Genomic DNA, 23,375 nt, shown 5'->3' with positions numbered 1-23,375 from the left:
GCCGATCGCGGAAATGTGCGGCCCGGCGAGGACGCCAGACCCGAAGCTGTCAACTCAGCCGACAGGCGAGCGGACGGGAATGCCGGCGTCGGCGAGCGCACGATGAGCGTCAGCGATGCTCGCCTCGCCGAAATGAAAGATCGACGCGGCGAGCACCGCGCTCGCCCCGCCGTCGCGGATCCCGGCCACGAGATCGCCCAAGCCACCGACGCCCCCGCTCGCGACGACCGGCACGGGTACCCGGTCGGCAATGGTGCGGATCAGCTCGATGTCGTAGCCGCTTCGGGTCCCGTCGCGGTCCATCGAGGTGACGAGCAGCTCGCCGGCGCCCAGCTCGACCAGCCGCAGCGCGTGTTCGACGGCGTCGATGCCGGTCGCGCGGCGGCCGCCATGGGTGAAGACTTCCCACCGATCGTCCACCCGGCGCGCGTCGACCGAGGCGACGACGCACTGGCTGCCGAAGCGCTCGGCGATATCGGCGACCACTTCGGGCCGTGCGACGGCGGCCGAGTTGACCGCCACCTTGTCGGCTCCGGCGAGGAGGAGGGCGCGCGCGTCCTCGGCCGATCGCACCCCGCCGCCGACGGTCAGTGGCATGAAGCACACCTCCGCCGTCCGGCGCACGACGTCGAGGATCGTCCCGCGCGCCTCGTGGCTGGCAGTGATGTCGAGAAAGCAGAGCTCGTCGGCGCCCGCCGAGTCATAAGCGCGCGCCTGCTCGACCGGATCGCCCGCATCGATCAGGTCGACGAAGTTGACGCCCTTGACCACTCGCCCCTCGGCGACGTCGAGGCACGGGATGACGCGCGCGCAGACCGTCACGCCGCGGCGACCCGGATCGCTTCGGCGAGGTCGAGTCGCCCGTCATAGAGCGCGCGACCGGTGATGACGCCGGTCACGCCGCTCTCGACATGCGGCCGGAGGGCATGGATGTCCTCGATCCCCGCGACCCCGCCCGAGGCGATGACGGGGATCGACACCGCGCGGGCCAGCGCCACCGTCGCCTCGACATTGCATCCCTTGAGCAGCCCGTCGCGGCCCACATCGGTGAACAGCAGGGCGGCGACGCCCGCATCCTCGAACCGGCGGGCGAGGTCCTCGACCGACACGTCAGACACGTCGGCCCACCCCTCGGTCGCGACCATGCCGTCGCGGGCATCTACCGCAACGATGATCGCGTCGGGATGCGCGGCGGCAGCTGCCTTGACGAAATCGGGGTTCTTGAGCGCGGCGGTGCCGATCACGACGCGCGCGACGCCGAGCGCCAGCCAGCGCTCGACCGCGGCCATGTCGCGGATGCCGCCGCCTACCTGCACCCGGCCGGGAAAGGCGGTGACGGCGGCGCGCACCGCCTCGCCATTCACCGAATCGCCGGCGAACGCACCGTCCAGATCGACGACGTGAAGATGGTCCGCACCCGCCTTGGCAAACAGCGCCGCCTGCGCCGCGGGATCGTCGCCATAGACGGTCGCGCGATCCATATCGCCCTCGGCCAGCCGCACCACCTGCCCGCGCTTGAGGTCGATCGCCGGGAAGATCGTCAGGGCCGCCATGCAAGGAACCTCTCGAGCAGCGCGATGCCGTAGCGCTGGCTCTTTTCGGGGTGGAACTGGATGCCGATCAGGTTGTCGCGCCCGATCGCCGCCGTGACCGGCCCGCCATGCTCGGTCGTCGCGAGCACCGAGGCGCCGGCAAAGGCATAGCTGTGGAGGAAATAGGCCTCGCCCGGCTCGATCAGCGGATGGTTCACGGCGGGGACGACGGTGTTCCAACCCATGTGCGGCACGCGGACGCCGGGGGCATCGGGGATGCGCGCGACGGTCCCCTCGATCCAGCCGAGGCCAGCATGGACGCCCATCTCCTCGCCGGTCGTCGCCATCAGCTGCATGCCGACGCAGATGCCGAGAAAGGGGACGCCACCGTTCAGCGCGCGCGACTCCATCGCTTCGATCATCCCGTCGAGCGCGGCAAGGCCGTCGCGGCAGGCGGCGAAGGCGCCGACGCCGGGCAGGACGATGCGGTCCGCGCGCGCGACGACGTCAGGGTCGGCGGTGATGGCGATGTCGGTGGCGCCCGCGGCCTTGAGGGCGTTGTGGACCGAATGGAGGTTGCCGGCGCCATAATCGATGAGCGCGGTGGTCACCTTAAGCGCCTGGCCTTGAGGGGAGGGGTGAAGAAGGAGCCCCGCTCACCCCAGCACCCCCGCCAGCGCATCGGCCGCGAGGTTCGCGGGAAAGCCCACCAGCTCGATCGTCGCGCCGCCGCCGGTCACGAAAGGGTCGCTCTCAGCGACGGGCCGAACATGCTCGGGCGTGCCGCGGAACAGGAGGACGCCGCCCGCCGCATCGTCGCGCCGCCCCGCGAGCAGCATCACGCCCGCGTCGATGGCCTCACGGATCCATTCGACATGGGCGGGGCGCAGTCGCTCGATCGCGTCCATGTCGGTATAGGTGATGAGGACGAGCGTCAGCGGCGTCGCGGGACGGATCATGTCAGAGCACACCTTTGGTCGAGGGAATGACGCCCGCCTTGCGCGGATCGATCTCCACCGCTTCGCGGAGCGCGCGGGCAAGGCCCTTGAACGCGCTCTCGGCGATGTGGTGGTTGTTCTCGCCGTAGAGCGTCTCGACGTGGAGCGTCAGGCCCGCGGTCTGCGCGAAGCTGTGGAAGAAGTGCTGGAACAGCTCGGTATCCATCTCGCCCAGCCGCGTCTGGCTGAACGCCGTCTTCCAGACGAGCCACGGGCGGCCGGAGATATCGACGGCGACGCGCGTCAGCGTCTCGTCCATCGGCGAGTGCGCGTCGGCATAGCGGCGGATGCCGCGCTTGTCGCCCAGCGCCTTCGCCACCGCCTCGCCCAGCGCCAGCGCCGAATCCTCGACGGTGTGATGCTGGTCGATATGGAGGTCGCCATCGCACTTCAGGCGAATGTCGATCAGCGAATGGCGGGCGAGCTGTTCGAGCATGTGGTCGAAAAAGCCCACGCCCGTCTCGATCGCATAGTGGCCGGTGCCGTCGAGATTGACCTCGACCTCGATCCGCGTTTCGCTGGTGTGGCGGCTGACGGTGGCGGTGCGCATGCGCGCCACATAGCGTTTCCCGGGGGCCATGCAACGCCGCACCCACCTTGACCCCGGCGGGCAGGGCGCTAGCTAAGGGGCATGAGCGGCACCATCCCCGACAGCCTGATTCCGTACGACGAAATCGTGCAGGAGGCGCTTCGCGCCGTCGTTGGCCGCGTGCTCGGTTCGGTGGCCCAGACCGGCGGGCTGCCCGGCAACCACCATTTCTACATCACCTTCAAGACGCAGGCACCCGGCGTCGACATTCCCCAGCGGCTGATCGACCGCTTTCCTGACGAGATGACGATCGTCCTCCAGCATCGCTTCTGGGACCTGAAGGTCAGCGACACGCGCTTCAGCGTGGGGTTGAGTTTCAATCAGGTGCCGTCGATGCTCGACATCCCCTTCTCCGCGATCACCGGCTTCCACGACCCGGCGGTCAATTTCGAGCTGCGCTTCCAGGCCTCCGATGTCGAGGAAAGCGAGCACGAACCCGCCGAGAACGACGGGGAGACGGCGCGCGCTGAACCCGTCGAGGACGGCTCGAACGTCGTCGCGGTGGACTTCAAGCGGAAGAAGTAGGGTCGTCGCCCCCGTCGGTCTGGCGCGGGCGGTAGTCGTGAAGCACCATCGGGCGCAGGCGCACGCTCAAGCTGATGACCAGCGGCCAGAACAGCGTGTTGCCGATGTCGGCCAGCGTGTCGTCCAGCCGTAGGCCATAGTGCAGATAATCGAGCAACTCGTTGCCGAACTCGGCAACGACGACCGCCGCGAACGGGATGAACGAGCCGAGCGACCTGCGCGAGGCGAGTCGCACGATCAGTAGGATCGCCAGCCCCGCATGGATGTGCAGGATCGCATCGGGAAGGCCGGTGCCGTCGCCGATCCAGATGATCCAGTCGTGGTAAATGCCGGGAATGTCCATTTCCCGCTCATGCCGTGATCAGCGGCGAGTGCAAGGGCACCTGGCCCCGATCAATGGCCGTGACGCTTGATCCCCCGACGCCGAAGCTTGTCACGCCGACGCTTGTTGAAAGTGATTGCCAGCCAGGGAAGGCCCAGAACGAGGATCGCCGCGATCAGGCCATAGGCGACGAGCTCTCGGGTGGTGTCGAACAACATAAACTCCGGTGGGGACGTGTACTGTTCAGAAGCAACAGCATGGTGCGACGCAGCGTGCAAGGGGTCGATGACCGGTATCGGTCCAATCGCCGTGAACCAACGATCGGGCGTGTTGACCCGATGCCGCGGCCGGGCGTTGTTGGCGCGCGCCGCATCGTCTGCGGTGCCTCGAAAAGGAATGTGCATGAGCCACACCCGTACCGAAACTGACTCGATCGGCGCGATCGAGGTGCCTGCTGCCGCCTACTGGGGCGCGCAGACGCAGCGGTCGATCGAGAACTTTCCCTTCGCCGCGGCCGAGCGGATGCCGATCGGTATTGTCCATGCGCTGGCGCTGGTGAAGCAGGCGGCGGCGCGGGTGAACCGGCGGCATGGGCTGGCGGTGGAAAAGGCCGACGCGATTGAGGCAGCGGCGGCCGAGGTCGCCTCGGGCGCGCTCGACGACCAGTTCCCGCTCGTCATCTGGCAGACGGGCAGCGGCACCCAGACCAACATGAACGTCAACGAGGTGATCGCCGGCCGCGCGAACGAGGCGCTGACGGGCACGCGCGGCGGCAAATCACCCGTCCACCCCAATGACGACGTCAATCGCGGCCAGTCGTCGAACGACAGCTTCCCGACCGCGCTGCACATCGCCGCAAGCCTCGCCGCGCACCGGCGGCTGTTCCCCGCGCTCGATCGCATGCGCATCGCGATCGAGGCGAAGGCGGCGGCATGGGATGGGATCGTCAAAATCGGCCGCACGCATCTTCAGGATGCGACGCCGCTGACGCTGGGGCAGGAGTTTTCGGGCTATGCCAACCAGCTCTATCGCGCGGGGCGGCGGATCGAGCCGGCGATCGAGCACGGCACGAACCGGCTGGCGCAGGGTGGGACGGCGGTCGGCACCGGCCTGAACGCGCCGCCCGGCTTCGCGCGCAATTTCTGCGCCGAAATGCGGGCACTGACCGACATTCCCTTCGCACCCGCCGAGAATGCGTTCGAGGCGCTCGCGTCGAACGATCCGCTGGTTCACCTGTCGGGTACGCTCAACACGCTGGCCGTCGCGCTGACGAAGATCGCCAACGACATCCGCCTGCTCGGTTCCGGCCCGCGCTCGGGGCTCGGCGAGCTCGACCTGCCGGCCAACGAGCCCGGCAGCTCGATCATGCCGGGCAAGGTGAACCCGACACAGTGCGAGATGCTGACGATGGTCGCCGCGCAGGTGATGGGCAATCACGCAGCGATCACCATCGGCGGGCTGCAAGGCCATCTGGAGCTCAACGTGTTCAAGCCGCTGATCGGCGCCAATGTGCTGCGCTCGATCGATCTGCTCGCGACCGCGATGGAGAGCTTCGCCGAGCGCTGCATCGAGGGGCTGGAGGCGAACGAACGACGGATCGCCGAGCTCGTCGAGCGCTCGCTGATGCTGGTGACGGCGCTCGCGCCCGAGATCGGCTACGACAATGCGGCCAAGATCGCCAAGCACGCACATGCCGAGGGCCTGACGCTGAAGGAGGCGGGTCTGGCGCTCGGGCTGGTCGACGAGGCGACGTTCGATCGCGTCGTCCGGCCGGAGGCGATGGTCGGGCGTTGACGGAACCCTCGCCGGACGCCGCCGTTTGCAATCGCGAGCGAACGCAAGGAAGGGCTTTTCACATGGGTGCCACCACCATCGGTGCGGTCGTCGGCGCGGCGATCGACGGGATGAGCGGCGACGACGGTGTCGGCGACGGCGCGATCATCGGTGCCGTCACGGCCAACGTGCTTAAGGTCGCGGTGCCGGTCGTGCTGACCTATGCCGTGGGCTGGGCCGTGCTGCGCGGGATCGGCCAGGCGTTCGACACGATTACCGGCAAGGAGCAAAGGGCATGATCAAACAGATTATCGGTGCGCTGGTTGGGCGCGAGATCGACCGGCGCGACGGGCGCGGCGGTGTGAAGGGTGCGGCGATCGGCTATGCCGCGGGCGGTCTGCTCCGCCGAATGGGGCCGCTCGGTACCGTGCTTGGCGCGGCCTATGTCGGGAAGAAGATGTACGACCGGCGCAAGGGCCGGCGGCCCTACTGATGTCGTGCGGACGGGCAGGGGATTGACCTTGCCCGTATCGCCCCGCCAATGGCGGACATGGCGCATTCCACCGAGTCCGACCCGCATGGCATGAAGCGCAGGGGCGTGCTGTTCGTCCTCTCCTCGCCCTCAGGCGCGGGAAAATCGACAATCGCGCGAAAGCTGCTTGCCGAGGATGCCGACCTTCAGATGTCGGTATCGGCGACGACGCGCGCGATCCGACCGGGCGAAGTCGATGGGCGCGACTATCATTTCGTAGATCTCGAACGCTTTCGCGCGATGGTGGCGAACCACGAGTTCCTCGAATGGGCGCACGTGTTCGACCACCGCTACGGCACGCCGCGCCAGCAGGTCGAGGACATCCTCGCCTCCGGCCGCGACGTGCTGTTCGACATTGACTGGCAGGGCGCGCAGCAGCTGTTCCAGATCGCCGGGGGCGACGTGGTGCGCGTGTTCATCCTGCCCCCCTCGATGGAGGAACTGCACCGCCGCCTGATCGCGCGCGCGACCGACAGCGAAGCGGTGATCGATGCGCGTATGGGCCGCGCCGCCGCCGAAGTCAGCCACTGGGACGGTTATGACTATGTGCTCGTCAACGACGATGTCGAGCAGTGCTACGAGTGCGTTCGCACGATCCTCGCCGCCGAGCGGTTGAAGCGGTCGCGCCAGACCGGCCTGATCGGCTTCATCCGGTCGATGCTCAAGAATTGACGCGCGTCGCCGCGTGCGCCTGTGCGCGGGCGATGAGCTGGTCGAGATCCTCGCGGGCGATGTCGAAGCTTTCGTGCATTTCCTCCAGCGCGGCGTCGATGTCGGTGGCGAGAATCGCGGGCGGCCGGGTTGCGGGGGCCGGCGCAGCGGGGCGGTGCGGATAGGCGCGCCGTGTCAGCCGGTGAAAGGCAAGGCCCGCCAGGACCAGCGCCGCCGAATTCAGCGCCACGGGCGCCAAGGCGAAGGCATAGCCCGCTTCATGCACCGCGGCGCCGCCGATCACCGCTGTCAGCGCCGCGGCACCGCCGGGCGGGTGGAGGCAGCGCAGCAGTGACATGGCGAGGATGGCCGCACCCACCGCCACCCCCGCGGCGACCGCCGGATCAGGCACCAGCCGCCACACCGCGACGCCGACCAGCGCCGAGATGGTGTTGCCGCCAATGACCGGCCAGGGTTGCGCCAGCGGGCTCGCCGGGACCGCGAAGACGAGCACCGCCGAGGCGCCGAGCGGCGCGACGATCGCGGGCAGCGTGCCGTGCGGGGCGAGGAGGCCCGCGAGATAGGTGAGCGCGAGGCCAAGCCCAGCGCCGACACAGGCGACAAGGCGCTCGGACAGGGTCGCACCCGCGAGCAGCGGCTTGAACAGGCGAAGCGGCATGGCGTGCGGATCGCCCAATCCACACGGCACCGCAAGCAAGCTTGGCTAGGCGGCGCTCAAGTCAGTCGCGAAGCGCATCGAGAAAGCGGACCGCCGCGTCGAACTCCGCGCGCCGGGCGTCGCGCGCCTGTGTCGCCAGCGTGTCCTCGCCCCATTGCTCGGTCTGCCAGTCCTCGTCCACCTGCGCCGCGGTCCAGATCGCATCCGCATCGAACGCCCGCTCGGCGAGCGCCAGCGCCATGACGAGCGAGCCGGTGATCGTGGTGACGATCGACAGCGGCGCGAGCTCGAAAGGGTCGCGCGCGGCAATCGCGTCGCCCAGCCGCGCGATCGTCGCGGTGGGCTGGGGCACGTGCATGACCCCTTGTGTCACCGCAAAATGCACGTCGTAGCGGCCGCGTGCCCAGTCGAGCAGCTTGTCCCATGCCGCCGCCTGCCGCGCGACCAGCGCCGCGGGTCCGTCGGCGCGGTAGCAGGTGAGATCGCTCTCGCCGTATCGGGCAAGGCCCGCGGCAAAGGCCACCGGGTCGGGCGCGATCCGGTCGATCGCCGCGTTGGCGAGGCCGGTGAGCGGCATTGCGCGCGGATCCACCTCGCCCTCGACGCGCCGCCACTCGTCGGCGACTGCCTCGGCCAGCGCGCGTGTCGGCAGCTCGAGCGGCGTGCGGCCCGGCGTGCGCACCGGCCGCGCGTCGAGGGTGATGCCGAACCCCGGCACCACCGCCACCTCCGTCCAAAACCGCTTCATGGCGCCGGCGGCGTCCGCCATTTGCGCGCGAGCGCGCGCGGCAGCGTGGCCATCACCCACAGCGCCGCGAGCACGATGGCGAGGCCGAGGATCTGCTGCGGCAACTGCGTCGCCCGCCCCATGATGACGAGCCCGAACAGCGCCCCCGCCACCGGCACGATCCGCGCAAGCGTCATCAGGTAATAGCGGCCGATCGCCGGATCGCGGGGCGGGGTCACGGGACGAGGCGGGGGTGGGTCATGGGGCGAAGATAGGCGGGCGGGGCTGGCGGCGCCAGTCGGGGGGAATGAGCAATAAGTCGAACTCCGCCGGCATCGTACGATTGCGACCGCCGCACGTGAGGGAGCGTCGCTGAAGAGGCCATGAAGAAGTGGCCGATACGAGGCGGAAGCGGAGTCGTAAGTTCGAGCCACTCAACGAATGGAAATCGGTCCCGCGATTGTCCTGCAAACACTTCATCCATCGCCATAGATTAGTTCTACCCTATCGAGCAGGCTTGATGAAAGGCAGCTAGCAGACAATATCCTTTTTACTTCGATCGCCGGTTCGGGGGGCAACCAATCGACCGCATCCGCGAACCCGCCGCTCAGTACGTCCCCGCCGCCAGCCGCGCCAACTCGCCCGCATGGTCCGCCACCACCAGCGCGCCGGCGTCGCGCAACTCGTGTGCGTTGTGATAGCCCCAGGCGACGCCGATCGGCCTGACGCCGGCTGCCACGGCCATCGCCATGTCGAAGCTGGTGTCGCCGATCATCACGCTGCGCTCCGCCGCCGCGCCCGCTTCGGCAAGGGCGGCGTGGAGCATCGAGGGGTGGGGCTTTGAGGGGTGGCGGTCGGCCGTTTGCAGCGTGACGAAGCGGCCGGTCAGGCCGTGATGCGCGAGGATCAGCGACAGGCCGCGGTCGGACTTGCCGGTGGCAACGCCCAGCCGCCAGCCCGCCGCCTCGAACGCGTCGAGCGCCTCGGCCACGCCGTCGAACAGCGGCTCGTCGGTGAGGCCGCCATTGCCGCGCAGCGCCTGGAAGGCGTGCTTGTAATCCTCGGCCATTGCGCGGTGCTGCTCGGGCGGGGCATCGGGCAGCAGGGCGGCCATCGCCTCGATCAGGCTGAGGCCCACGATCCGGCGTATTTCAGCGCGGGCCGGCGCGGCCAGGCCGTGTCCGGTGAAGCATTGCTCCATCGCGAGGCAGATGTTCGCCTGGCTGTCGACCAGCGTGCCGTCGCAGTCGAAGACGGCGAGGCGGGCACTCAAGTCCGGCCCCGTCCGCGCCGCTCGCCGCGGCGCTCCTTACGGATCGTCTTGGCATGCGCGCGCGCCTTCGCCTTCTTCATCTCGCGCGTGGCGGGCGGGGGGCTGTCATCGACGCGAACGTCGCCGAGCGCCGGGTCGAAGCCGAGCATCTCCATCGATTCGGCGAAGTGCGTCGGCAGCTCGGCCGTGACCTCCAGCTTGCCGCCATCGGGATGGTCTATGCGGATGCGGCGGGCGTGGAGGTGCATCTTTCGGCTGATCCCGCCGGTCAGGAAGCTTTCCTGCCCGCCATATTTGCCGTCGCCGACGATCGGGTGGCCGATCGCCGCCATGTGGACGCGCAGCTGGTGAGTGCGGCCCGTCTGCGGCTGAAGCTCGACCCATGCGGCGCGGTTGCCCGCGCGCTCGATCACGCGGTAGCGGCTGGTCGCGGGCTGGCCGTTCTCCTCGTCGACATGCATCTTTTCGCCGCCGGTGCCCGGCTGTTTGGCGAGGGGAAGGTCGATCAGGCCGTCGGCGATCTCGGGCACGCCGACGACCAGCGCCCAATAGATCTTCTTGGCCGAGCGGCCCGAGAAGCGCTTGGAAAAGAACGCCGCTGCCCGCGGACTGCGCGCGATCAGGAGCGCGCCCGAGGTGTCCTTGTCGAGGCGGTGGACGAGCTTGGGCCGGTCCTCGCGCTCGAACGACAGCGCGTCGAGCAGGCCGTCGACATGGTCGTGTGTCTTGGTGCCGCCCTGCGTCGCGAGGCCGGGCGGCTTGTTGAGGACGAGCGCCTGCGCGTCGCGGTGGATCACCATCGCCTCGGCGGTCGCGATCTGGTCGGGGGTCAGCGGACGCTTCTCGCGCACGGGCCGCGCGGTGGCGGCGGCAGGCTCGGCGGGGGGGACGCGGAGGATCTGTCCGGTGGCGAGCCGGTCGCCGGGGTCGGCCCGCGCACCGTCGACGCGAAGCTGCCCCGTCCGCGCCCAGCGCGAGACGAGGTTGAAGCTCGCCTCCGGCAGGTGCCGCTTGAACCAGCGGTCGAGGCGAATGCCGTCGTCCTCGGCGTCCACCGTGAACTGGCGAACCTGGCCCTTTTCGTCGCTCATGCAAGCGTCCTGACGGCATAGAGCCCCGCGAACAGCGCCGCCGCCGCGCCGATCACCGAGAGCACGGCATAGCCGATGCCGGCGAGCGCCTGACCGCGCTCGATCATGCCGACGAGCTCGAGCGTGAAGGCGGAGAAGGTGGTGAAACCGCCCAGAAAGCCGACGCCGATCAGCAGCCGCCAGTTCTCGCCGCCGGTGCCCGCCCGCGCGAGCAGGCCTGCGAGCAGCCCCATCGCCAGCCCGCCGACGATATTGACCGCCAGCGTGCCGAACGGCCAGTTCGGGCCGAAAGCGCCGGTCGCCGCTCGCCCTACGGCGAAGCGCGCCGCCGAGCCGGCCGCGCCGCCCAGCATCACCAAAAGATAAGCCATGCCGCTCCCCTAGCGCGGGCAGGCGGATTTGGGAACTCAGCGGCCGGTGATGAGGTCGATGTCGGTACCGCCGTCGCCGCGGTCGGTAAGCACGACGAGATAGGTGAGGCCTTCGCGCCGCCCGCCGCCCAGCACATGCGTCGCGCCATCGGCCTGATGTTCGGCCGAAAAGCCGGCCCGGACGGCGCGGGTATAGTACCAGTCGACCAGCAACGCCGCCGGCTTGGCGACGAAGAAGCTGGCGACGCGCATCGAGCAGCCATTTCCTTCAACCCCGCCTGCCTCGGTCACGCGCGCGTCGGGATGGAGCGGCAGTTCGGCGGGCAGACGGTTGGCCCAGTTCGCCGAATAGGCCAGCCGGCCGTTGCAGGCCGCGGCCTTTGTCCGCCGTGACCCGGCAAGCGAGGCGAGGGTGATCGACTGGCGGATCGAGGCATCGGTGAGCGGCTTGGGCGCCGGCGCTGCGAGCAGCTTCTCGTCGGGCGCGGCGCTGCCCGCGGCGACGCCGGGGTGCGGCACGGGCGCGGCATAGGGTTGGGGCGCCGGGCGGATGGCGTCGGCATTGCTCTTTGCGCCGAGTTGCGGATCGACCATGATCGGGTCGTTCAGCGTCGCCATCACTTGCGGATCGGCGCCGCTCGCCGACTGGCCTTGGGTCAGTTCGGCATCGAGGGCGGCGAGGTCGCTCTCGTTGCCGCTGCCGCCATCCGAACAGGCGGCGAGCGAGACGCAGATCAGGCCGATCGACAGATAGCTACGCATCCGCGCGCTCTAGACGAGCATCGGTTAAGATCGCGTTGGTCAAATGACGAGGAGCCGGGCGTCGTCTTCAAGCTCAGCAAGCAGTGTGACGAGGCCGTAGCGCTCGGCCTCGGGCACGGGCGGCGGGTCGATCGCGGCGTCGGCAAGGCCGGTCGGACAGAGCGAGACTGCCACGCCAAGTGCCGCTGCCTCCTCGAGTGCGGCGACTAGCGCGCTGTCCGCAAGCAACGAAATGGCAGGCGCGTCTATATGAAGCCGGCTTGCTGTGCCTAGTGCCGCTTGCGCGGCGGCAAGTCCGATGGCGCAGCTCGCGCGCGAACGGTCAGACGAGGCGAGTATCAGTGTGAGCGCGCGCATGACAACAGCTGCTGCTGGTGCTTCTGGTTCAACGGTCAGCCCCGGACGCACGGGCGCCTTATACCCGGATTGAGCCGCCCGTCCGCCCTGCGGCAGACAAAAAACGGCGGCCCCGAGGGACCGCCGTTTCCGTAGCCTGGCTGACGCCGGAAAGCTTAGTTGCTGTCCGAGTCGTCGCCGTCGGCCGCGATGATGATGCCACCGATAACCGCGGCAGCCGCCACGACACCGATGATCACACCCGAGCCAACCGCCTTGTTCGCGTCGCGCGAGTCGCTCGACGCGCGGACGGTCTTGGCCTGCGCAACCGAGAGCTTCGACGCACTGTTCGCGGCAATCGCCGGAGCAGCGGTCATCGAAACCATAGCCGCAGTTGCGAGGATCTTTGCAACACGCATCAGAAACACTCCCTTTGTAAAAGTTGCGTCACCGGTTGGCCGCAGACGCATTAAATCATTCAAGACGGCCAACCGCCTGTGATGGCAGCCGGCTCTAGCGCAACTTGTGCGCCGCGGCAAGCCGGCAACGCGCTCGTTGAAGGGGCTAAGTCGCCTTTTGTCGCGTTTGTTCCACTAAATATCTAGCGTGGAGGAAGTCTGCAGGAACCAGCGTGCCCGCTCCTCCAGACCGATCGCCGTCAGGCGGCCGCTCTCGTAGGCACCTGTATCGATACCGATGCGATTGGCGCGGATGTCCACGTCGGGCGTAATTGTGTGGCCATGAATGACGAAGCGACCCAGATCGCCGCGGTGCTCCAGAAATTCGCGTCGAATCCATCGCAGATCTTCGGTTTTCTGCGCGCTAAAAGCTATGCCGGGTCGAATACCGGCATGAACGAACAGATAATCCCCAATCTCAATCATGTCTTCGAGCGCGTCAAGATAGGCAAGATGCGCTGGCGGCACGATACGCTGGGCCGCCTCGACCAGTTCAGGATAGAGATACTCGTTATAGTCGCTCAGCGACATGCCATAGGACAGCAGGGTTTCGCGTCCGCCGAACTGGGCGAAGCCGCGCATCGCCCGCTCGTTGCCCGCCAGTGCCGCGAGGAACATCTCTTCGTGATTGCCCTTCAGTCCGCGGACGGTACGCCCCTCGCGCGCCAGGGTCATCGCCCGTTCGACGACACCCGCCGAATCGGGGCCGCGGTCAACGAGGTCACCGAGGAGCACGATCTGTGTGTCCGCAGGTCCACGTGCCGCGTCGTCGGCGTCGATCATCGCGAGCAGCGCATCGAGGCAGTCCAGACGGCCATGCACGTCACCGATCGCATAGACACGCATGCCGGGTGGTATCGCGGCATCGGGGCCAGCGGGCTTTGACGAAACCGCTTTAATCAGGCGCTTCAACATGTTGACGAGAAAGGGCTCCGTCGGGGTCCGGCACTTCAGTTCGCGGCCGTGCCGGGCTAAGGCGAGGTAGATGAACCAGCCTGCCCCTATGGTGCGCCTCAGACGCCTCTGCAAGCTTGTGGCGGCGGTCGCGCTGACGCTGATAGGGCCCCCATCGGTTGCGGCCGAGGACTATCGTCCGGTCTTCGAAACGCTGCGTGCTGCCGACACCCGGCTGCAGACGCTTGGTGAACGACTGGCCGTCGCGGCCGCGCCGTGGTGCCGCACCGTGCAGCCTGCGCTGGGCATCGCGATCCACGGGCCGGATCAGTATCTCGGCGACGCGCGCGCCGCAGCGATCGCTCATTTCGGATTCACGTCACCGATCGGCGTTGCGGGCATCGTGCCGGGTGGTGCAGCTGCCCGTGCTGGCGTGAGGGCCGATGATTCGATCGGGTCGATCGGCTATCGATCGACCGCGACGCTGGCGCCGCTGCCGAGCGACACAAAGGCGACGGCGCCGCTGGCGGCGTTCGACCGGTTCGCCGCCACGCTGCCGCCAAGCGCCCCGCTCCGGCTCGTGCTCGAACGGTCGGGTGCAACGCTGTCGGCGACGCTGGCCCCTGTGGCGATGTGCCGCGCCCGCTTCGAACAGCGGGATTCCGACGCGGTCGAGGCGAGCGCCGATGGCATCCTGGTCCAGATCAGCGCCGGCTTGATGAACGAACTGGACGACGACGGTGTGGCCGTGCTGCTCGCGCACGAGCTGGCGCACAACGTTCTCGAGCATCGCCGCCGGCTCGACTCGGCGGGGGTGCGCCGCGGGCTGCTGTCGGGGATCGGTCGAAACGCGGGATTGTTCAAGCAGACCGAGGTCGAGGCCGATATCCTCTCCGTCCACATCCTTGCGAAAGCCGGGTACGATCCGGCGCTGGCGGGCCGGTTCTGGCGGACGTTCGGGCCAAAGCGGGCCGGTGGGCTGAGGTCGGCGACGCATCCGGGCTGGCGCGACCGCGCGGCGACGATGGCGGCGGAAGCGGGGCGGGTGGCCGAGGCGGGACGGCTCGACACTTTGCTTGCCGCGCGTGAGCGGCCGGCTGACGGAGACTGGCAGGCGATTTTGGTCCGGGCGCGATAGCTGGCCACGATTCTCATCCCAGAGAAAGCTGAGGTCACGAGCAGCTCTCGCTACATGCGGGGCGTTCAGCCGCAGTGCCGGCAGCCGGGATCCTTTGGCACCAACAGCGTGCGAAAGCGCATCGTCAGCGCGTCGGCGATCAGCAGGCGGCCGGCCATGTCCTCGCCGAAGGGCACGATCGCACGAATTGCCTCGAGCGCGGCCATGCTGCCCATCACGCCCGCCATTGCGCCGAGCACGCCGACCTCGGCGCAGCTTGTCCCCGGCCGCTCGGGCGCGTCGCCGACGACGCAGGCATAGCAGGGCTTGCCCGGTTCCCACCCGCGATAGACGCCGAGCTGGCCGTCGAACTGCGTCACTGCCGCCGATACGAGCGGGATCCGCGCAAGGTGCGTCGCATCGGCGACGGCGAGGCGCGTCGCGAAGTTGTCGCAGCCGTCGAGCACGACGTCGGCGCCGGCGATCAGCTCGGCGGCGTTGTCCGCGTCAATTCGCGTGGAGAGGGGTGTCGGGCGCACATCCGGGTTGAGCCGGATCGCCGCCGCCGCCGCGCGCCCGGCCTTGGGCGCGCCCAGATCGGCTTCGGTGAACAGCGTCTGGCGCTGGAGGTTCGAGCGATCAACCGCATCGTCGTCGATGATGGTAAGCCGACCGACCCCCGCGGCGGCGAGATACTGGATTGCCGGCGACCCGATGCCGCCTGCGCCCACCACGACGACATGCGCCGCCAGCAACCGCGCCTGACCGCCGCCGCCGATCTCGCGCAGGACGATGTGGCGGGCGTACCGATCGAGCTGCGCGTCGTTCAGCCCGGCCATCGGAACCGCAGCGTCGCGCGATACCATTGCGGCACCATCGCCCGCGGCGGCAAATTGTTGCGCGCGAAGCTCAGGACCAGGCCGGCGGCATATTGCTCGACCGTCGGACAATCGATCGCACGTGGGATGGTCAGCCTCGGCCCCATGTCGGGCGTCACCAGCATCGCCACATCGACCACCACCTCGCCGCGGGCAGCCGTGGCGCCGGCGAACCGGCAGCGGTTGGACCCGACCTCGCCCGACACGAACGCCATCATCTCTGGCAGCATCACCGGTGGCGTGCGGTACGGGACGGGCGGCAGCGTGTCCCAGGCGATCACCTGACCCCGTCTCGATGGCAGCGGCAGCGGCGGGGGCGCCGCCTGTTGCGCCACAGCCACCGCGATCATCAGGGGCAGCGCACCGCTCACTGTCCCGTCGAGCCAAACCCGCCCGCGCCGCGCAGCGTCATGTCGAGGCGCTCGACCTCGGCGAAGTCGGCGCGCTGGACCGGGGCGGGGACGAGTTGGGCAATCCGTTCGCCGCGCACGACGACGAAAGGCTCGCTGCCGAGATTGGCGAGGATTACCTTCACCTCGCCGCGATAGTCGCTGTCGATCGTCCCCGGCGTGTTGAGGCAGGTGACGCCGTGCTTGAGCGCGAGGCCCGATCGCGGGCGGACCTGCACCTCATAGCCCTCTGGAATGGCGATCGCGAAACCGGTGGCGACGGCGTGACGCGCGCCGGGCGCCAGCGTTACGTCCTCGGCGGACACGATGTCGAGGCCAGCGGCACCCGCCGTTGCATAGGCAGGAAGCGGCAGGCCGTCGCCATGCGGCAGGCGCTGGAGCGCGATGCGGATCGGGCCGGTGCTCATGTCCTCGGCTCCGTCTTTGCCGCGCTGTCCGCAAGCCGCGCAAGCAACTGGGTTACTTCGTTGTTGCTGAGGAGATCGGCCCCGTCCCCCTCGACCACGCGATACTCGACGGCGATGCCGCGTAGCGTCAGCGCCTCGGCATAGAGGCGGGCGATGCGGGCGGGGACGCGCGCCTTGTCGCCGCCAGAGACGAGGGCGATGCGCGCGCTGGGGGCGATGCCACCCACCGTCTGCAGGGGGTCGAGGCTGTCGACCTCCTCGGCAAAGCCCGGATTGCGCCGCGCCATGTGCTTGCGCCATTCGGGCAATGCGCAGGGACAGCCGACCAGCAGCATCGAGCCGACGAGCGACGGTCGCATCGCCGCGACGTTCGCCGCCAGCACCGCGCCCCCGCCATCGCCGACGAGGATCGTGCGGGCGTTGCGGTAGCGCGCCGCCAGCGCCTGCACGCTCTCGCCGACGAGGCGGATCTGCTCGGCCGAATAGCCGTCGCCGATCCCGCGCGCGCGCACCCCGCCACTCATATGGCCGTTGGCATCGGCATAGCCGGGACGGAGCAGGACAACGGCAGCACCGGCAGGCACCGTCGCTGCGGCGCGTGCGGCGAAGGCCGAATAGTCGACGGGCGTGCCGGGCGCGAGGTCGTCGTGAAGAACGATGACGAGGTTGCGGACCTGCGCGGGTCTCAGCGCGCCATAGGTCTCGACCGCGAGCGGCAGGGCGGGAGCGCTTGTCTGTTGCCGCGCCGTCGTCGTCGCGCAGCCCGCGAGGAGAAGGGCAGCGGCGAGGGACAAGCTAGAGCGCATCGGCAATCCTTTGGGCGAGACGGCGGGCGACCACGGCCTTGGGCGCGTGTGGCCAGCTTTCGACGCCGGTTTCGGTCACGAGGTGGACGGTATTTGCCTCGCCGCCCATCACGTCGCCCGACACGTCGTTGGCGACGATCCAGTCGGCGCGCTTGGCGGCGCGCTTGGCGGCGGCGTGGTCGAGGACGCGCTCGGTCTCCGCCGCGAAGCCGACGAGCAGGCGCGGGCGGTGGGGCGAGGCGCCGAGATCGGCGAGGATGTCGGGGTTGGGGACGAGCGACAGGGCCGGGGCGCCCGCGCCTTTTTTGAGCTTCTGCCCCGCGGCCTCGACGCGCCAGTCGGCGACGGCGGCGACCATGACCGCAACATCGGCGGGGAGCGCGGCGCCGACCGCGTCAGCCATCTCGCGCGCGGTCTCGACATCGACGCGGGTGACGCCGGCCGGGGTGGGCAGCGCGACGGGGCCGCTCACCAGAGTCACGCGCGCGCCAAGCTGCGCACAGGCGTCGGCGATGGCGAAGCCCTGCTTTCCCGAAGAGCGGTTGGCGACGTAGCGGACGGGATCGATCGGCTCGTGCGTCGGGCCGGCGGTGACGAGAATGTGCTTGCCCGACAGGCGTTGGTCGGGCGCCAGCGCCGCCTGAATCGCGGCGAGGATCTCCGGCGGCTCGGGCAGGCGACCGGGGCCGTATTCACCGCACGCCATCGACCCCTCGTCGGGCTGGAGCACGGTCACGCCGTCGGCCTTGAGGGTCGCGACATTGCGGCGGGTGGCAGCATGCCCCCACATCCGCACGTTCATCGCCGGCGCGGCGAGTACGGGCTTGTCGGTGGCAAGAAGGAGCGTGGTGGCGAGGTCGTCGGCAATGCCCGCCGCCATCCGCGCGATGAGGTCGGCGGTGGCGGGCGCGACGACGACGAGGTCGGCCTCGCGGCTGAGCTGGATATGCCCCATCTCGGCCTCGTCCTTGAGGTCCCAGAGCGTCGTGTGGACCGGGTTCTCGCTCAAGGCCGCCAGCGTCATCGGGGTCACGAACTGCGCGCCGCCCTCGGTCAGGACGCAGGTCACCTCGATCCCGGCGCGGCGGCAGAGGCGAATGAGCTCGCACGCCTTGTACGCGGCGATGCCGCCGCCCACGATCAGCAGGATCCGCTTCATCGCGTGATCCTCTGCACCCGCACGCGCCGCGTGTCCATTGTCGCCACGATGAGGTCGCGCAGGGCGTCGGGCAGGAACGTCAGCCCGACGAGGATCAGCGGGGTCGCCATGAGCGCCCAGTAGAAGGTGTCGAGGCGCGCGAAGAGGCTCATGACGATTGCATAGGCGGCGATCGTCATCGCGACGCGCTTCGCCGCCGGGTCGGCCCAGGCGCTCCAGCCAAATGCGGCGAGCGCGACGATCGGCGCGGCGACGCCAAGCGGCAGCAGTTGCAGTGCGCTCGACTGCCACACCGCGCGGACGAACAGGCCGGGGCCGTTGAGCCCCGCCCAGCCCGGCGACTGCGCATCAAGCGGCCCCACCGCCTGGCTCGCCGCCCAGGCATGAAAGCCGAGCACGATCGCGAACAGGCCGATCGCCGTGCCCCATCCGATTGCCTCGCGCCGATCGCCCTCGATCCACGCGCAGGCCGCCATGACGAGGAGATAGAGCGCCGCCGTTTCGCGGATCAGCGTGGCCGCCAGCCCGATCGCCGCGGCGCTCAGCCACAGGCCGGGGCGGCGTATCGCGAGCGACAGCGCGATCAGCGGCGCGGCCCAGAACTCGTGAAAGGGCCAGAGCGGCCACTGGACAAAGGCGACGAGCCCGCCCGCGAGCAGCACCGCCGCGGCAACCAGCGGGGCAGGGCGGGTAAAGGCGCGCGCCATCAGCGCCGCGAGCCAGGCGAGGCCCGCGGCGACCGACAGCGCCAGCATCAGCGCCAAAACCGCGAGCGGCGGCAGCGCGGCCTGCACGACGGCCAGCGTCGGCACGCGAAAGGTCAGGAACGGACGGAGCGGATAGTCGAGCGCGCGCAGCTGATCGGCGGCGACGTCGTAGTAACCGCCCCCGGCGCGCATCCCCGCAACGATCCCTTCGTAGAGTGCCAGATCGCTCGCCCCCGCGCCGCCCGATGCAGCGGGGGCTTCGCCCAGCAGCAGCGACTGGAGGGAGGCGAGCACGAGCAGCGCGACGCCGGCAAGGATCATTCGCGCGCGCGCGCGTGGCAGACCCGCGAACCGGCTGGGGCTCGCCAGCCAGATCGGCGGCCGCGCCCTCACGTCAGCAGCAGCGTCGCGGCGATCCCGGCCCCCGCGCCGAGCACCGCCATCGCCGCATAGCGCCAGCCGCCGCCGACACGGATTACCTCGATTTCGCGGAGCGGCGGCGCGGGGGGCGCCCCGCCCGGATCGGGAAACTGCCGCTCGATATTGCGGATCAGGCGGGGCAGGCGGGCGAGGGTGTGCAGATCCTCGACCAGTCGATCCGCCACCGCTGCCTCCGGCCCCAGCTCGGTCCTGATCCACTCGCCGATGAAGGGGGCGCCCACGTCCCACAGGTTGACGTCGGGATCGAGGCTGGTCGCCACCCCCTCGACCATCACCATCGTCTTTTGCAGAAGGAGCAGGTGCGGCTGCGTCTGCATGTCGAAGTCGCGGGTGATGTTGAACAGACTGTCGAGCATCATGCCGACCGACATGTCCTTGGTCGCGAGGCCGCGGACCGGCTCGCCCACGGCACGCAGCGCGGTCGCGAATTCGGCGACACTGTGGTGCGGGGGGACATAGCCCGCTTCGAAATGGATCTCGGCCACGCGCCGGTAGTTGCCGGTGATGAGGCCGTAGAGGATTTCCGCCAGCCAGACGCGCGCGCGCCGGTCGATCCGGCCCATGATGCCGAAGTCGATCGCGGCGATCCGCCCGTCATGCAGCGCAAACAGGTTTCCCTGGTGCATGTCGGCGTGGAAGAAGCCCTCGGCGATCGCCTGTCGCAGGAACGCGCGCACGAGCTTGGCGGCAAGCGCAGGCAGGTCGTGGCCCGCGGCGATCAGCGCCTCGCGGTTCGACAGCTTGATGCCGTCGATCCACTCGAGCGTCAGCACCTTGCCGGTCGTACGCTGCCAGTCGATCGCGGGGACAACGAAATCGGGCTCGGCGGTCATCCCCTGTGCGAGTTCAGAGGCAGAGGCGGCCTCGCGTCGCAGGTCGAGCTCGCGGAGCGTCCAGCGCTTGAACGTGTCGATGACGAGGCGGGGGCGAAGGCGCGCGGCCTCCCCGCCCATCTGCTCGACCTGCGCCGCCGCCCATTCATAGGTGTCGATGGCGCGCGTGAATTCGGCCTCGACGCCGGGGCGGATGACCTTGATCGCCACACGGCGGCCATCGGTAGTGGTCGCGCGGTGGACCTGCGCGATCGAGGCGGCGCCGATCGGGACAGGCTCGATCTCGGTGAACAGGCTTTCGAGCGGCTTGCCGAAGCTCGCCCGCATCACCGCGCAGACATCCTCGAACGGGACGGGCGGCAGCGCGTCCTGAAGTCGGAGCAGGTCGTGCGCAGCTTCCTCGCCGACGAGGTCGGGGCGGGTGGCGAGCGTCTGGCCGAGCTTGATCGCCGCGGGTCCGATCGCCTGGAAGGCGTCGGCATAGGCCGGGCGCTTCGGCACGCGCGCGCCGAAGCGGGCGATCCGCGCGACGCGGCGGACGGCGGGCGGCGTGTTGGGGTCGCGCTCGATCCCGGTCAGCGCGCCATGGCGGGCGAGCGTGCGGCCCCATTTGAGCAGGCGCCAGAGATGGATGGCGGGGGCGGTCATATCGGCAACCCACTCCGCTCTCTTGCGGGGAGGGGAGAAAGAAGGCCCGTCAAATCTTCCACCCGCTGTGGATCGCGACCAGCCCGCCGAGCATCGGCTCGACCGACGTGCGCACGAATCCCGCCTCGGCGATCATCGCCTCGAACCGGGCCATGTCGGGGAAGCGGCGGATCGATTCGACGAGGTACTTGTAGCTGTCGGCATCGCCCGCCAGCGCCTTGCCAAGCTTGGGCACGAGGTGGTGCGAATAGGCGTCGTACACTTCTGCGAAACCCGGCCAGAGCGTGGTCGAGAATTCAAGGCAGTAGAATCGTCCGCCGCGCTTGAGGACGCGATGTGCCTCGCGGAGCGCCGCCGGGATGTCGGTGACGTTCCGGATGCCGAAGGCGATCGTGTACGCATCGAAGAAGCGGTAGGGGAATTGCAGCGTCTCGGCATTCGCCTCGGTCCACACGAGCCCGTCGATACCGCGCTTCGCCGCGCGGCCCATGCCGACCTCGAGCATCGCGGGGTTGATGTCGGCGACGGTGATTGACGCGCCCGAGGGGGCCATGCGAAAGGCGATGTCGCCGGTGCCGCCCGCCATGTCGAGGATGTGCTCGCCGCCGCGCGGCTTCACCCGGCGGACGAACACGTCCTTCCAGACACGGTGCAGCCCGCCCGACATCGCATCGTTCATCAGGTCGTAGCGGCTGGCGACGCTCTTGAAGACCTCGCCCACGCGGGCGGTTTTCTCGGCGGGGGCGACGTCTTCGTAGCCGAAGGAGACGGTGTCGGTCATGGCATCGGTCCATGGCCGCAAAGCGTGTCGCTGCCAAGTCTTGCGGGGCGGGGGGCCGCGTCCTAGCTCCAAAGCCTGTATGCCCGAACTTCCCGAAGTCGAGACGACCGTGCGCGGCCTCGCCCCAGTGCTGGCGGGGCGGCGGATCGCGCGCGTCGTCGCCAACCGGTCGGACCTGCGCCGCCCGCTGCCCCCCGACCTCGGCCAGCGGCTGACCGGCGCGCGGGTGACGGGGCTGGGGCGGCGGGCCAAGTACGGGCTGATCCATACCGATCGCGGCGACACGATGGTCTTCCACCTCGGCATGTCGGGGCGGTGGCGGGTGGACCCGTCGGAGGCATTGACGCACGATCATCTGCTGATCGAGACGGACGAGGGGCGGCGGCTGGCGCTCAACGACCCGCGGCGTTTCGGGTCGGTCGATCTGGTGCCGACCGCCGAGGTCGAGGACTGGGGGCCGTTCGGCGCGCTGGGGCCGGAGCCGCTGGGCGAGTCGTTCGGGCCAGGGCATCTGGCGGCGCAGTTCGAGGGGCGGATCGCGCCGGCGAAAGCGCTGCTGCTCGATCAGCGCGTGGTCGCGGGGCTGGGCAACATCTATGTCTGCGAGGCGCTGCACATGGCGGGGATCGCGCCGTCGCGCGCGGGCGGACGGATCGGAACGAAGCGGCTGGCGCTGCTCGCCGACTCGGTCCGATCGGTGCTGCTCGCGGCGATCGAGGCGGGCGGCTCCACGCTTCGCGACTATGCGCGGCCCGACGGCGAGCTCGGCTATTTCTCGAAGCAGTGGCGCGTCTATGGACGCGAGGGGCAGGCATGCGGGTGCGGGACGGTGATTCGCCGGCGCGTCGAGAGTGGAAGATCGACCTTCTGGTGCCCGAAATGCCAGCGTTGACGGTTGACCGTTCGGACCGCCTTCGTTAAGGGGCGCGCTTTCCCGAGTGCGGCCGTCGGCGGCGCTCTTTCACATCACAGGTTTCGAGGACGGGCATGGCGAATACGCCGCAAGCGAAGAAGCGTATCCGGCGCAACGAGCGCCGCGCGGAAGTCAACGGGGCGCGGGTCAGCCGCATCCGGACCTTCGTGAAGAAGGCCGAGGCGGCGCTCGCGTCGGGTGACAAGGCGGCAGCGACCGCGGCGATGGCCGCGATGCAGCCCGAACTGGCGCGCGGCGTCGCCAAGGGCGTCGTCCACAAGAACACCGCGGCACGCAAGTTCTCGCGCCTGACGAAGCGTCTCGCGGCGCTCGCCTAATCGCTTGATCGAACCGTTTAAAGGCCCCGTCGGCAGTCGCCGGCGGGGCCTTTTGCGTGCCCGCTGCATCCCAAATGGGGAACGAATCGAGAGCCAAGGAAAGTCCACGAGTCGGGCGGCGGCAAATGTTCCGGTAACCTCAAATATAGCCCTAAGAACAGTTACTTAGCGGCATTGAACGAGCTACCCCGCGGCGTTTCGAGTCAAGCGTTTTATATTTCATTTTGTTGACGTGCGGGCCTTGATCGGATGCCCCGACCCTTTCAAAACGAGCGTCCCGCTGCGTCGTCGTACGCACTCTGGCTCCGTCGGAAAGCGGGACTGCCGGGTTCTTCGGACCCGGCGGGGGGCAACCGATCGCTGGTTATAGGCAGGGCTGCAAAGCAGGTGCTTTGCGGAACGTGGGAGATTTGCGCGCGTGCAC

The 23,375-nt window shown here is 69.2% G+C and carries 33 protein-coding genes; 8 read left to right on the top strand and 25 right to left on the bottom strand.

From position 1 onward, the window contains the following. Positions 1–54: 54 nt before the first annotated feature. Genes hisF through hisB form a run of 5 tightly spaced genes read right to left on the bottom strand, consistent with a single transcriptional unit; the run spans position 55 to position 3,080 of the window. The gene (hisF, locus tag COC42_RS16370) at positions 55–822 is read right to left on the bottom strand and encodes an imidazole glycerol phosphate synthase subunit HisF (protein WP_096344434.1); all 768 of its coding nucleotides are present in this window, start codon (positions 820–822) and stop codon (positions 55–57) included. Beyond that, positions 819–1,553 carry a 1-(5-phosphoribosyl)-5-[(5-phosphoribosylamino)methylideneamino]imidazole-4-carboxamide isomerase gene (gene hisA, locus COC42_RS16365; RefSeq protein ID WP_096344433.1) on the bottom strand — a complete coding sequence of 245 codons (735 nt, stop codon included), beginning with the start codon at positions 1,551–1,553 and terminating at the stop codon, positions 819–821. Before hisA ends, hisF begins: the two co-directional genes overlap by 4 nt. Beyond that, entirely contained in the window at positions 1,541–2,143 is a 603-nt protein-coding gene (gene hisH, locus COC42_RS16360; protein ID WP_096344432.1) for an imidazole glycerol phosphate synthase subunit HisH, read from the bottom strand. Before hisH ends, hisA begins: the two co-directional genes overlap by 13 nt. Positions 2,144–2,188: 45 nt before the next feature. Beyond that, the gene (locus COC42_RS16355) at positions 2,189–2,491 is read right to left on the bottom strand and encodes a YciI family protein (RefSeq protein WP_096344431.1); all 303 of its coding nucleotides are present in this window, start codon (positions 2,489–2,491) and stop codon (positions 2,189–2,191) included. 1 nt (position 2,492) lies between these two features. Next, positions 2,493–3,080 (bottom strand): imidazoleglycerol-phosphate dehydratase HisB, encoded by a 588-nt coding sequence (hisB, locus tag COC42_RS16350; RefSeq protein WP_096344430.1) that lies wholly within the window; start codon positions 3,078–3,080, stop codon positions 2,493–2,495. An 81-nt stretch (positions 3,081–3,161) separates the two neighbouring features. Between hisB and COC42_RS16345 the strand changes: the two genes are divergently transcribed. After that, positions 3,162–3,644 carry an SspB family protein gene (locus tag COC42_RS16345; protein WP_096344429.1) on the top strand — a complete coding sequence of 161 codons (483 nt, stop codon included), beginning with the start codon at positions 3,162–3,164 and terminating at the stop codon, positions 3,642–3,644. On the opposite strand, the gene COC42_RS16340 is transcribed toward COC42_RS16345, so the two are convergent. Then, a complete protein-coding gene (locus tag COC42_RS16340; protein WP_096344428.1) occupies positions 3,628–3,987 on the bottom strand; it encodes a hypothetical protein in 360 nt (119 codons plus the stop codon). The two genes, COC42_RS16345 and COC42_RS16340, sit on opposite strands and share 17 nt — an antisense overlap. Before the next feature lie 50 nt (positions 3,988–4,037). Next, the gene (locus COC42_RS17540; RefSeq protein WP_141395875.1) at positions 4,038–4,370 is read right to left on the bottom strand and encodes a hypothetical protein; all 333 of its coding nucleotides are present in this window, start codon (positions 4,368–4,370) and stop codon (positions 4,038–4,040) included. On the opposite strand from COC42_RS17540, the gene fumC reads away from it, so the two are divergent. The 4 genes from fumC (at position 4,369) to gmk (ending at position 6,943) form a co-directional block, all read left to right on the top strand. Continuing rightward, positions 4,369–5,760: a class II fumarate hydratase gene (gene fumC / locus COC42_RS16335; RefSeq protein WP_096344427.1), complete on the top strand. Its 1,392-nt coding sequence runs from the start codon at positions 4,369–4,371 to the stop codon at positions 5,758–5,760. The genes COC42_RS17540 and fumC overlap by 2 nt on opposite strands. Positions 5,761–5,822: 62 nt before the next feature. Then, positions 5,823–6,038: a hypothetical protein gene (locus tag COC42_RS16330; RefSeq protein WP_096344426.1), complete on the top strand. Its 216-nt coding sequence runs from the start codon at positions 5,823–5,825 to the stop codon at positions 6,036–6,038. Further along, positions 6,035–6,232: a hypothetical protein gene (locus COC42_RS16325; protein WP_096344425.1), complete on the top strand. Its 198-nt coding sequence runs from the start codon at positions 6,035–6,037 to the stop codon at positions 6,230–6,232. Before COC42_RS16330 ends, COC42_RS16325 begins: the two co-directional genes overlap by 4 nt. Before the next feature lie 57 nt (positions 6,233–6,289). Continuing rightward, a complete protein-coding gene (gene gmk / locus COC42_RS16320; RefSeq protein WP_096344572.1) occupies positions 6,290–6,943 on the top strand; it encodes a guanylate kinase in 654 nt (217 codons plus the stop codon). Here the strand turns inward: gmk and COC42_RS16315 are convergent. The 10 genes from COC42_RS16315 to COC42_RS16270 all read right to left on the bottom strand — a co-directional run bounded on the left by COC42_RS16315 (position 6,933) and on the right by COC42_RS16270 (position 13,534). Then, on the bottom strand, positions 6,933–7,601 hold the full coding sequence (locus COC42_RS16315) for an HPP family protein (RefSeq protein ID WP_096344424.1): 669 nt from the start codon (positions 7,599–7,601) through the stop codon (positions 6,933–6,935). The two genes, gmk and COC42_RS16315, sit on opposite strands and share 11 nt — an antisense overlap. A 61-nt stretch (positions 7,602–7,662) precedes the next feature. Continuing rightward, positions 7,663–8,349 carry an ATP12 family chaperone protein gene (locus tag COC42_RS16310; RefSeq protein ID WP_096344570.1) on the bottom strand — a complete coding sequence of 229 codons (687 nt, stop codon included), beginning with the start codon at positions 8,347–8,349 and terminating at the stop codon, positions 7,663–7,665. Further along, a complete protein-coding gene (locus COC42_RS16305; protein WP_245844328.1) occupies positions 8,346–8,567 on the bottom strand; it encodes a hypothetical protein in 222 nt (73 codons plus the stop codon). Before COC42_RS16305 ends, COC42_RS16310 begins: the two co-directional genes overlap by 4 nt. 368 nt (positions 8,568–8,935) lie before the next feature. Beyond that, positions 8,936–9,601 (bottom strand): HAD-IA family hydrolase, encoded by a 666-nt coding sequence (locus COC42_RS16300; RefSeq protein ID WP_096344423.1) that lies wholly within the window; start codon positions 9,599–9,601, stop codon positions 8,936–8,938. Then, positions 9,598–10,692 (bottom strand): RluA family pseudouridine synthase, encoded by a 1,095-nt coding sequence (locus tag COC42_RS16295; protein ID WP_096344422.1) that lies wholly within the window; start codon positions 10,690–10,692, stop codon positions 9,598–9,600. The genes COC42_RS16300 and COC42_RS16295 overlap by 4 nt, the downstream gene beginning before the upstream one ends. Further along, on the bottom strand, positions 10,689–11,063 hold the full coding sequence (gene crcB / locus COC42_RS16290) for a fluoride efflux transporter CrcB (protein WP_096344421.1): 375 nt from the start codon (positions 11,061–11,063) through the stop codon (positions 10,689–10,691). The genes COC42_RS16295 and crcB overlap by 4 nt, the downstream gene beginning before the upstream one ends. A gap of 36 nt (positions 11,064–11,099) precedes the next feature. Next, positions 11,100–11,825, bottom strand: coding sequence for a hypothetical protein (locus tag COC42_RS16285; protein WP_096344420.1), 726 nt, complete (start codon positions 11,823–11,825; stop codon positions 11,100–11,102). A gap of 39 nt (positions 11,826–11,864) precedes the next feature. Continuing rightward, positions 11,865–11,999 (bottom strand): hypothetical protein, encoded by a 135-nt coding sequence (locus tag COC42_RS18140; protein ID WP_281253117.1) that lies wholly within the window; start codon positions 11,997–11,999, stop codon positions 11,865–11,867. 338 nt (positions 12,000–12,337) lie between these two features. After that, positions 12,338–12,580 (bottom strand): hypothetical protein, encoded by a 243-nt coding sequence (locus tag COC42_RS16275; RefSeq protein WP_096344418.1) that lies wholly within the window; start codon positions 12,578–12,580, stop codon positions 12,338–12,340. 174 nt (positions 12,581–12,754) lie between these two features. Beyond that, positions 12,755–13,534 (bottom strand): metallophosphoesterase family protein, encoded by a 780-nt coding sequence (locus COC42_RS16270; protein ID WP_096344417.1) that lies wholly within the window; start codon positions 13,532–13,534, stop codon positions 12,755–12,757. A gap of 70 nt (positions 13,535–13,604) precedes the next feature. On the opposite strand from COC42_RS16270, the gene COC42_RS16265 reads away from it, so the two are divergent. Further along, complete coding sequence (locus COC42_RS16265) at positions 13,605–14,651, top strand: M48 family metallopeptidase (protein WP_141395874.1); 1,047 nt, start codon at positions 13,605–13,607, stop codon at positions 14,649–14,651. A gap of 65 nt (positions 14,652–14,716) precedes the next feature. Here the strand turns inward: COC42_RS16265 and COC42_RS16260 are convergent, their stop codons facing one another. The 8 genes from COC42_RS16260 to COC42_RS16225 are packed head-to-tail and all read right to left on the bottom strand — an operon-like array spanning position 14,717 to position 21,700. Further along, the gene (locus tag COC42_RS16260; RefSeq protein WP_096344415.1) at positions 14,717–15,469 is read right to left on the bottom strand and encodes a HesA/MoeB/ThiF family protein; all 753 of its coding nucleotides are present in this window, start codon (positions 15,467–15,469) and stop codon (positions 14,717–14,719) included. Continuing rightward, a complete protein-coding gene (locus COC42_RS16255) occupies positions 15,457–15,879 on the bottom strand; it encodes a hypothetical protein (protein ID WP_245844326.1) in 423 nt (140 codons plus the stop codon). Before COC42_RS16255 ends, COC42_RS16260 begins: the two co-directional genes overlap by 13 nt. Then, positions 15,876–16,325 carry a dUTP diphosphatase gene (dut, locus tag COC42_RS16250; protein WP_096344414.1) on the bottom strand — a complete coding sequence of 150 codons (450 nt, stop codon included), beginning with the start codon at positions 16,323–16,325 and terminating at the stop codon, positions 15,876–15,878. Before dut ends, COC42_RS16255 begins: the two co-directional genes overlap by 4 nt. Then, positions 16,322–17,131, bottom strand: coding sequence for a hypothetical protein (locus COC42_RS16245; protein ID WP_096344413.1), 810 nt, complete (start codon positions 17,129–17,131; stop codon positions 16,322–16,324). Before COC42_RS16245 ends, dut begins: the two co-directional genes overlap by 4 nt. Continuing rightward, a complete protein-coding gene (gene coaBC, locus COC42_RS16240) occupies positions 17,121–18,290 on the bottom strand; it encodes a bifunctional phosphopantothenoylcysteine decarboxylase/phosphopantothenate--cysteine ligase CoaBC (protein ID WP_096344412.1) in 1,170 nt (389 codons plus the stop codon). Before coaBC ends, COC42_RS16245 begins: the two co-directional genes overlap by 11 nt. After that, positions 18,287–19,390 carry a hypothetical protein gene (locus COC42_RS16235; RefSeq protein ID WP_096344411.1) on the bottom strand — a complete coding sequence of 368 codons (1,104 nt, stop codon included), beginning with the start codon at positions 19,388–19,390 and terminating at the stop codon, positions 18,287–18,289. Before COC42_RS16235 ends, coaBC begins: the two co-directional genes overlap by 4 nt. Next, positions 19,387–20,919, bottom strand: coding sequence for a 2-polyprenylphenol 6-hydroxylase (ubiB, locus tag COC42_RS16230; protein WP_096344410.1), 1,533 nt, complete (start codon positions 20,917–20,919; stop codon positions 19,387–19,389). The genes COC42_RS16235 and ubiB overlap by 4 nt, the downstream gene beginning before the upstream one ends. Before the next feature lie 49 nt (positions 20,920–20,968). Beyond that, on the bottom strand, positions 20,969–21,700 hold the full coding sequence (locus COC42_RS16225) for a class I SAM-dependent methyltransferase (RefSeq protein WP_096344409.1): 732 nt from the start codon (positions 21,698–21,700) through the stop codon (positions 20,969–20,971). Positions 21,701–21,779: 79 nt separating this feature from the next. Here COC42_RS16225 and mutM point away from each other — a divergent pair, with 79 nt between their 5' ends. Together mutM and rpsT are read left to right on the top strand one after the other, a co-directional pair. After that, positions 21,780–22,592 (top strand): bifunctional DNA-formamidopyrimidine glycosylase/DNA-(apurinic or apyrimidinic site) lyase, encoded by an 813-nt coding sequence (gene mutM, locus COC42_RS16220; RefSeq protein ID WP_096344408.1) that lies wholly within the window; start codon positions 21,780–21,782, stop codon positions 22,590–22,592. 95 nt (positions 22,593–22,687) lie between these two features. Further along, positions 22,688–22,951 carry a 30S ribosomal protein S20 gene (gene rpsT, locus COC42_RS16215; RefSeq protein WP_096344407.1) on the top strand — a complete coding sequence of 88 codons (264 nt, stop codon included), beginning with the start codon at positions 22,688–22,690 and terminating at the stop codon, positions 22,949–22,951. Positions 22,952–23,375: the final 424 nt, after the last annotated feature.

Source organism: Sphingomonas spermidinifaciens (genome assembly GCF_002351485.1).
Lineage (GTDB): Bacteria > Pseudomonadota > Alphaproteobacteria > Sphingomonadales > Sphingomonadaceae > Sphingomonas > Sphingomonas spermidinifaciens.
Note: the sequence above shows the minus strand (reverse complement) of the source record. Positions and strands in the feature narration are given on the sequence as shown.

Bases quoted from the DNA above. Each gene is read 5' to 3' on its own strand.
- hisA (WP_096344433.1), bottom strand. From the start codon at position 1,553: ATGGCGGCCCTGACGATCTTCCCGGCGATCGACCTCAAGCGCGGGCAG.
- COC42_RS16355 (WP_096344431.1), bottom strand. From the start codon at position 2,491: ATGATCCGTCCCGCGACGCCGCTGACGCTCGTCCTCATCACCTATACC.
- hisB (WP_096344430.1), bottom strand. From the start codon at position 3,080: ATGCGCACCGCCACCGTCAGCCGCCACACCAGCGAAACGCGGATCGAG.
- COC42_RS16345 (WP_096344429.1), top strand. From the start codon at position 3,162: ATGAGCGGCACCATCCCCGACAGCCTGATTCCGTACGACGAAATCGTG.
- COC42_RS16340 (WP_096344428.1), bottom strand. From the start codon at position 3,987: ATGGACATTCCCGGCATTTACCACGACTGGATCATCTGGATCGGCGAC.
- fumC (WP_096344427.1), top strand. From the start codon at position 4,369: ATGAGCCACACCCGTACCGAAACTGACTCGATCGGCGCGATCGAGGTG.
- COC42_RS17540 (WP_141395875.1), bottom strand. From the start codon at position 4,370: ATGCACATTCCTTTTCGAGGCACCGCAGACGATGCGGCGCGCGCCAAC.
- COC42_RS16330 (WP_096344426.1), top strand. From the start codon at position 5,823: ATGGGTGCCACCACCATCGGTGCGGTCGTCGGCGCGGCGATCGACGGG.
- COC42_RS16325 (WP_096344425.1), top strand. From the start codon at position 6,035: ATGATCAAACAGATTATCGGTGCGCTGGTTGGGCGCGAGATCGACCGG.
- gmk (WP_096344572.1), top strand. From the start codon at position 6,290: ATGGCGCATTCCACCGAGTCCGACCCGCATGGCATGAAGCGCAGGGGC.
- COC42_RS16315 (WP_096344424.1), bottom strand. From the start codon at position 7,601: ATGCCGCTTCGCCTGTTCAAGCCGCTGCTCGCGGGTGCGACCCTGTCC.
- COC42_RS16310 (WP_096344570.1), bottom strand. From the start codon at position 8,349: ATGAAGCGGTTTTGGACGGAGGTGGCGGTGGTGCCGGGGTTCGGCATC.
- COC42_RS16295 (WP_096344422.1), bottom strand. From the start codon at position 10,692: ATGAGCGACGAAAAGGGCCAGGTTCGCCAGTTCACGGTGGACGCCGAG.
- crcB (WP_096344421.1), bottom strand. From the start codon at position 11,063: ATGGCTTATCTTTTGGTGATGCTGGGCGGCGCGGCCGGCTCGGCGGCG.
- COC42_RS16285 (WP_096344420.1), bottom strand. From the start codon at position 11,825: ATGCGTAGCTATCTGTCGATCGGCCTGATCTGCGTCTCGCTCGCCGCC.
- COC42_RS16275 (WP_096344418.1), bottom strand. From the start codon at position 12,580: ATGCGTGTTGCAAAGATCCTCGCAACTGCGGCTATGGTTTCGATGACC.
- COC42_RS16270 (WP_096344417.1), bottom strand. From the start codon at position 13,534: ATGTTGAAGCGCCTGATTAAAGCGGTTTCGTCAAAGCCCGCTGGCCCC.
- COC42_RS16265 (WP_141395874.1), top strand. From the start codon at position 13,605: ATGAACCAGCCTGCCCCTATGGTGCGCCTCAGACGCCTCTGCAAGCTT.
- COC42_RS16260 (WP_096344415.1), bottom strand. From the start codon at position 15,469: ATGGCCGGGCTGAACGACGCGCAGCTCGATCGGTACGCCCGCCACATC.
- dut (WP_096344414.1), bottom strand. From the start codon at position 16,325: ATGAGCACCGGCCCGATCCGCATCGCGCTCCAGCGCCTGCCGCATGGC.
- COC42_RS16245 (WP_096344413.1), bottom strand. From the start codon at position 17,131: ATGCGCTCTAGCTTGTCCCTCGCCGCTGCCCTTCTCCTCGCGGGCTGC.
- coaBC (WP_096344412.1), bottom strand. From the start codon at position 18,290: ATGAAGCGGATCCTGCTGATCGTGGGCGGCGGCATCGCCGCGTACAAG.
- ubiB (WP_096344410.1), bottom strand. From the start codon at position 20,919: ATGACCGCCCCCGCCATCCATCTCTGGCGCCTGCTCAAATGGGGCCGC.
- COC42_RS16225 (WP_096344409.1), bottom strand. From the start codon at position 21,700: ATGACCGACACCGTCTCCTTCGGCTACGAAGACGTCGCCCCCGCCGAG.
- mutM (WP_096344408.1), top strand. From the start codon at position 21,780: ATGCCCGAACTTCCCGAAGTCGAGACGACCGTGCGCGGCCTCGCCCCA.
- rpsT (WP_096344407.1), top strand. From the start codon at position 22,688: ATGGCGAATACGCCGCAAGCGAAGAAGCGTATCCGGCGCAACGAGCGC.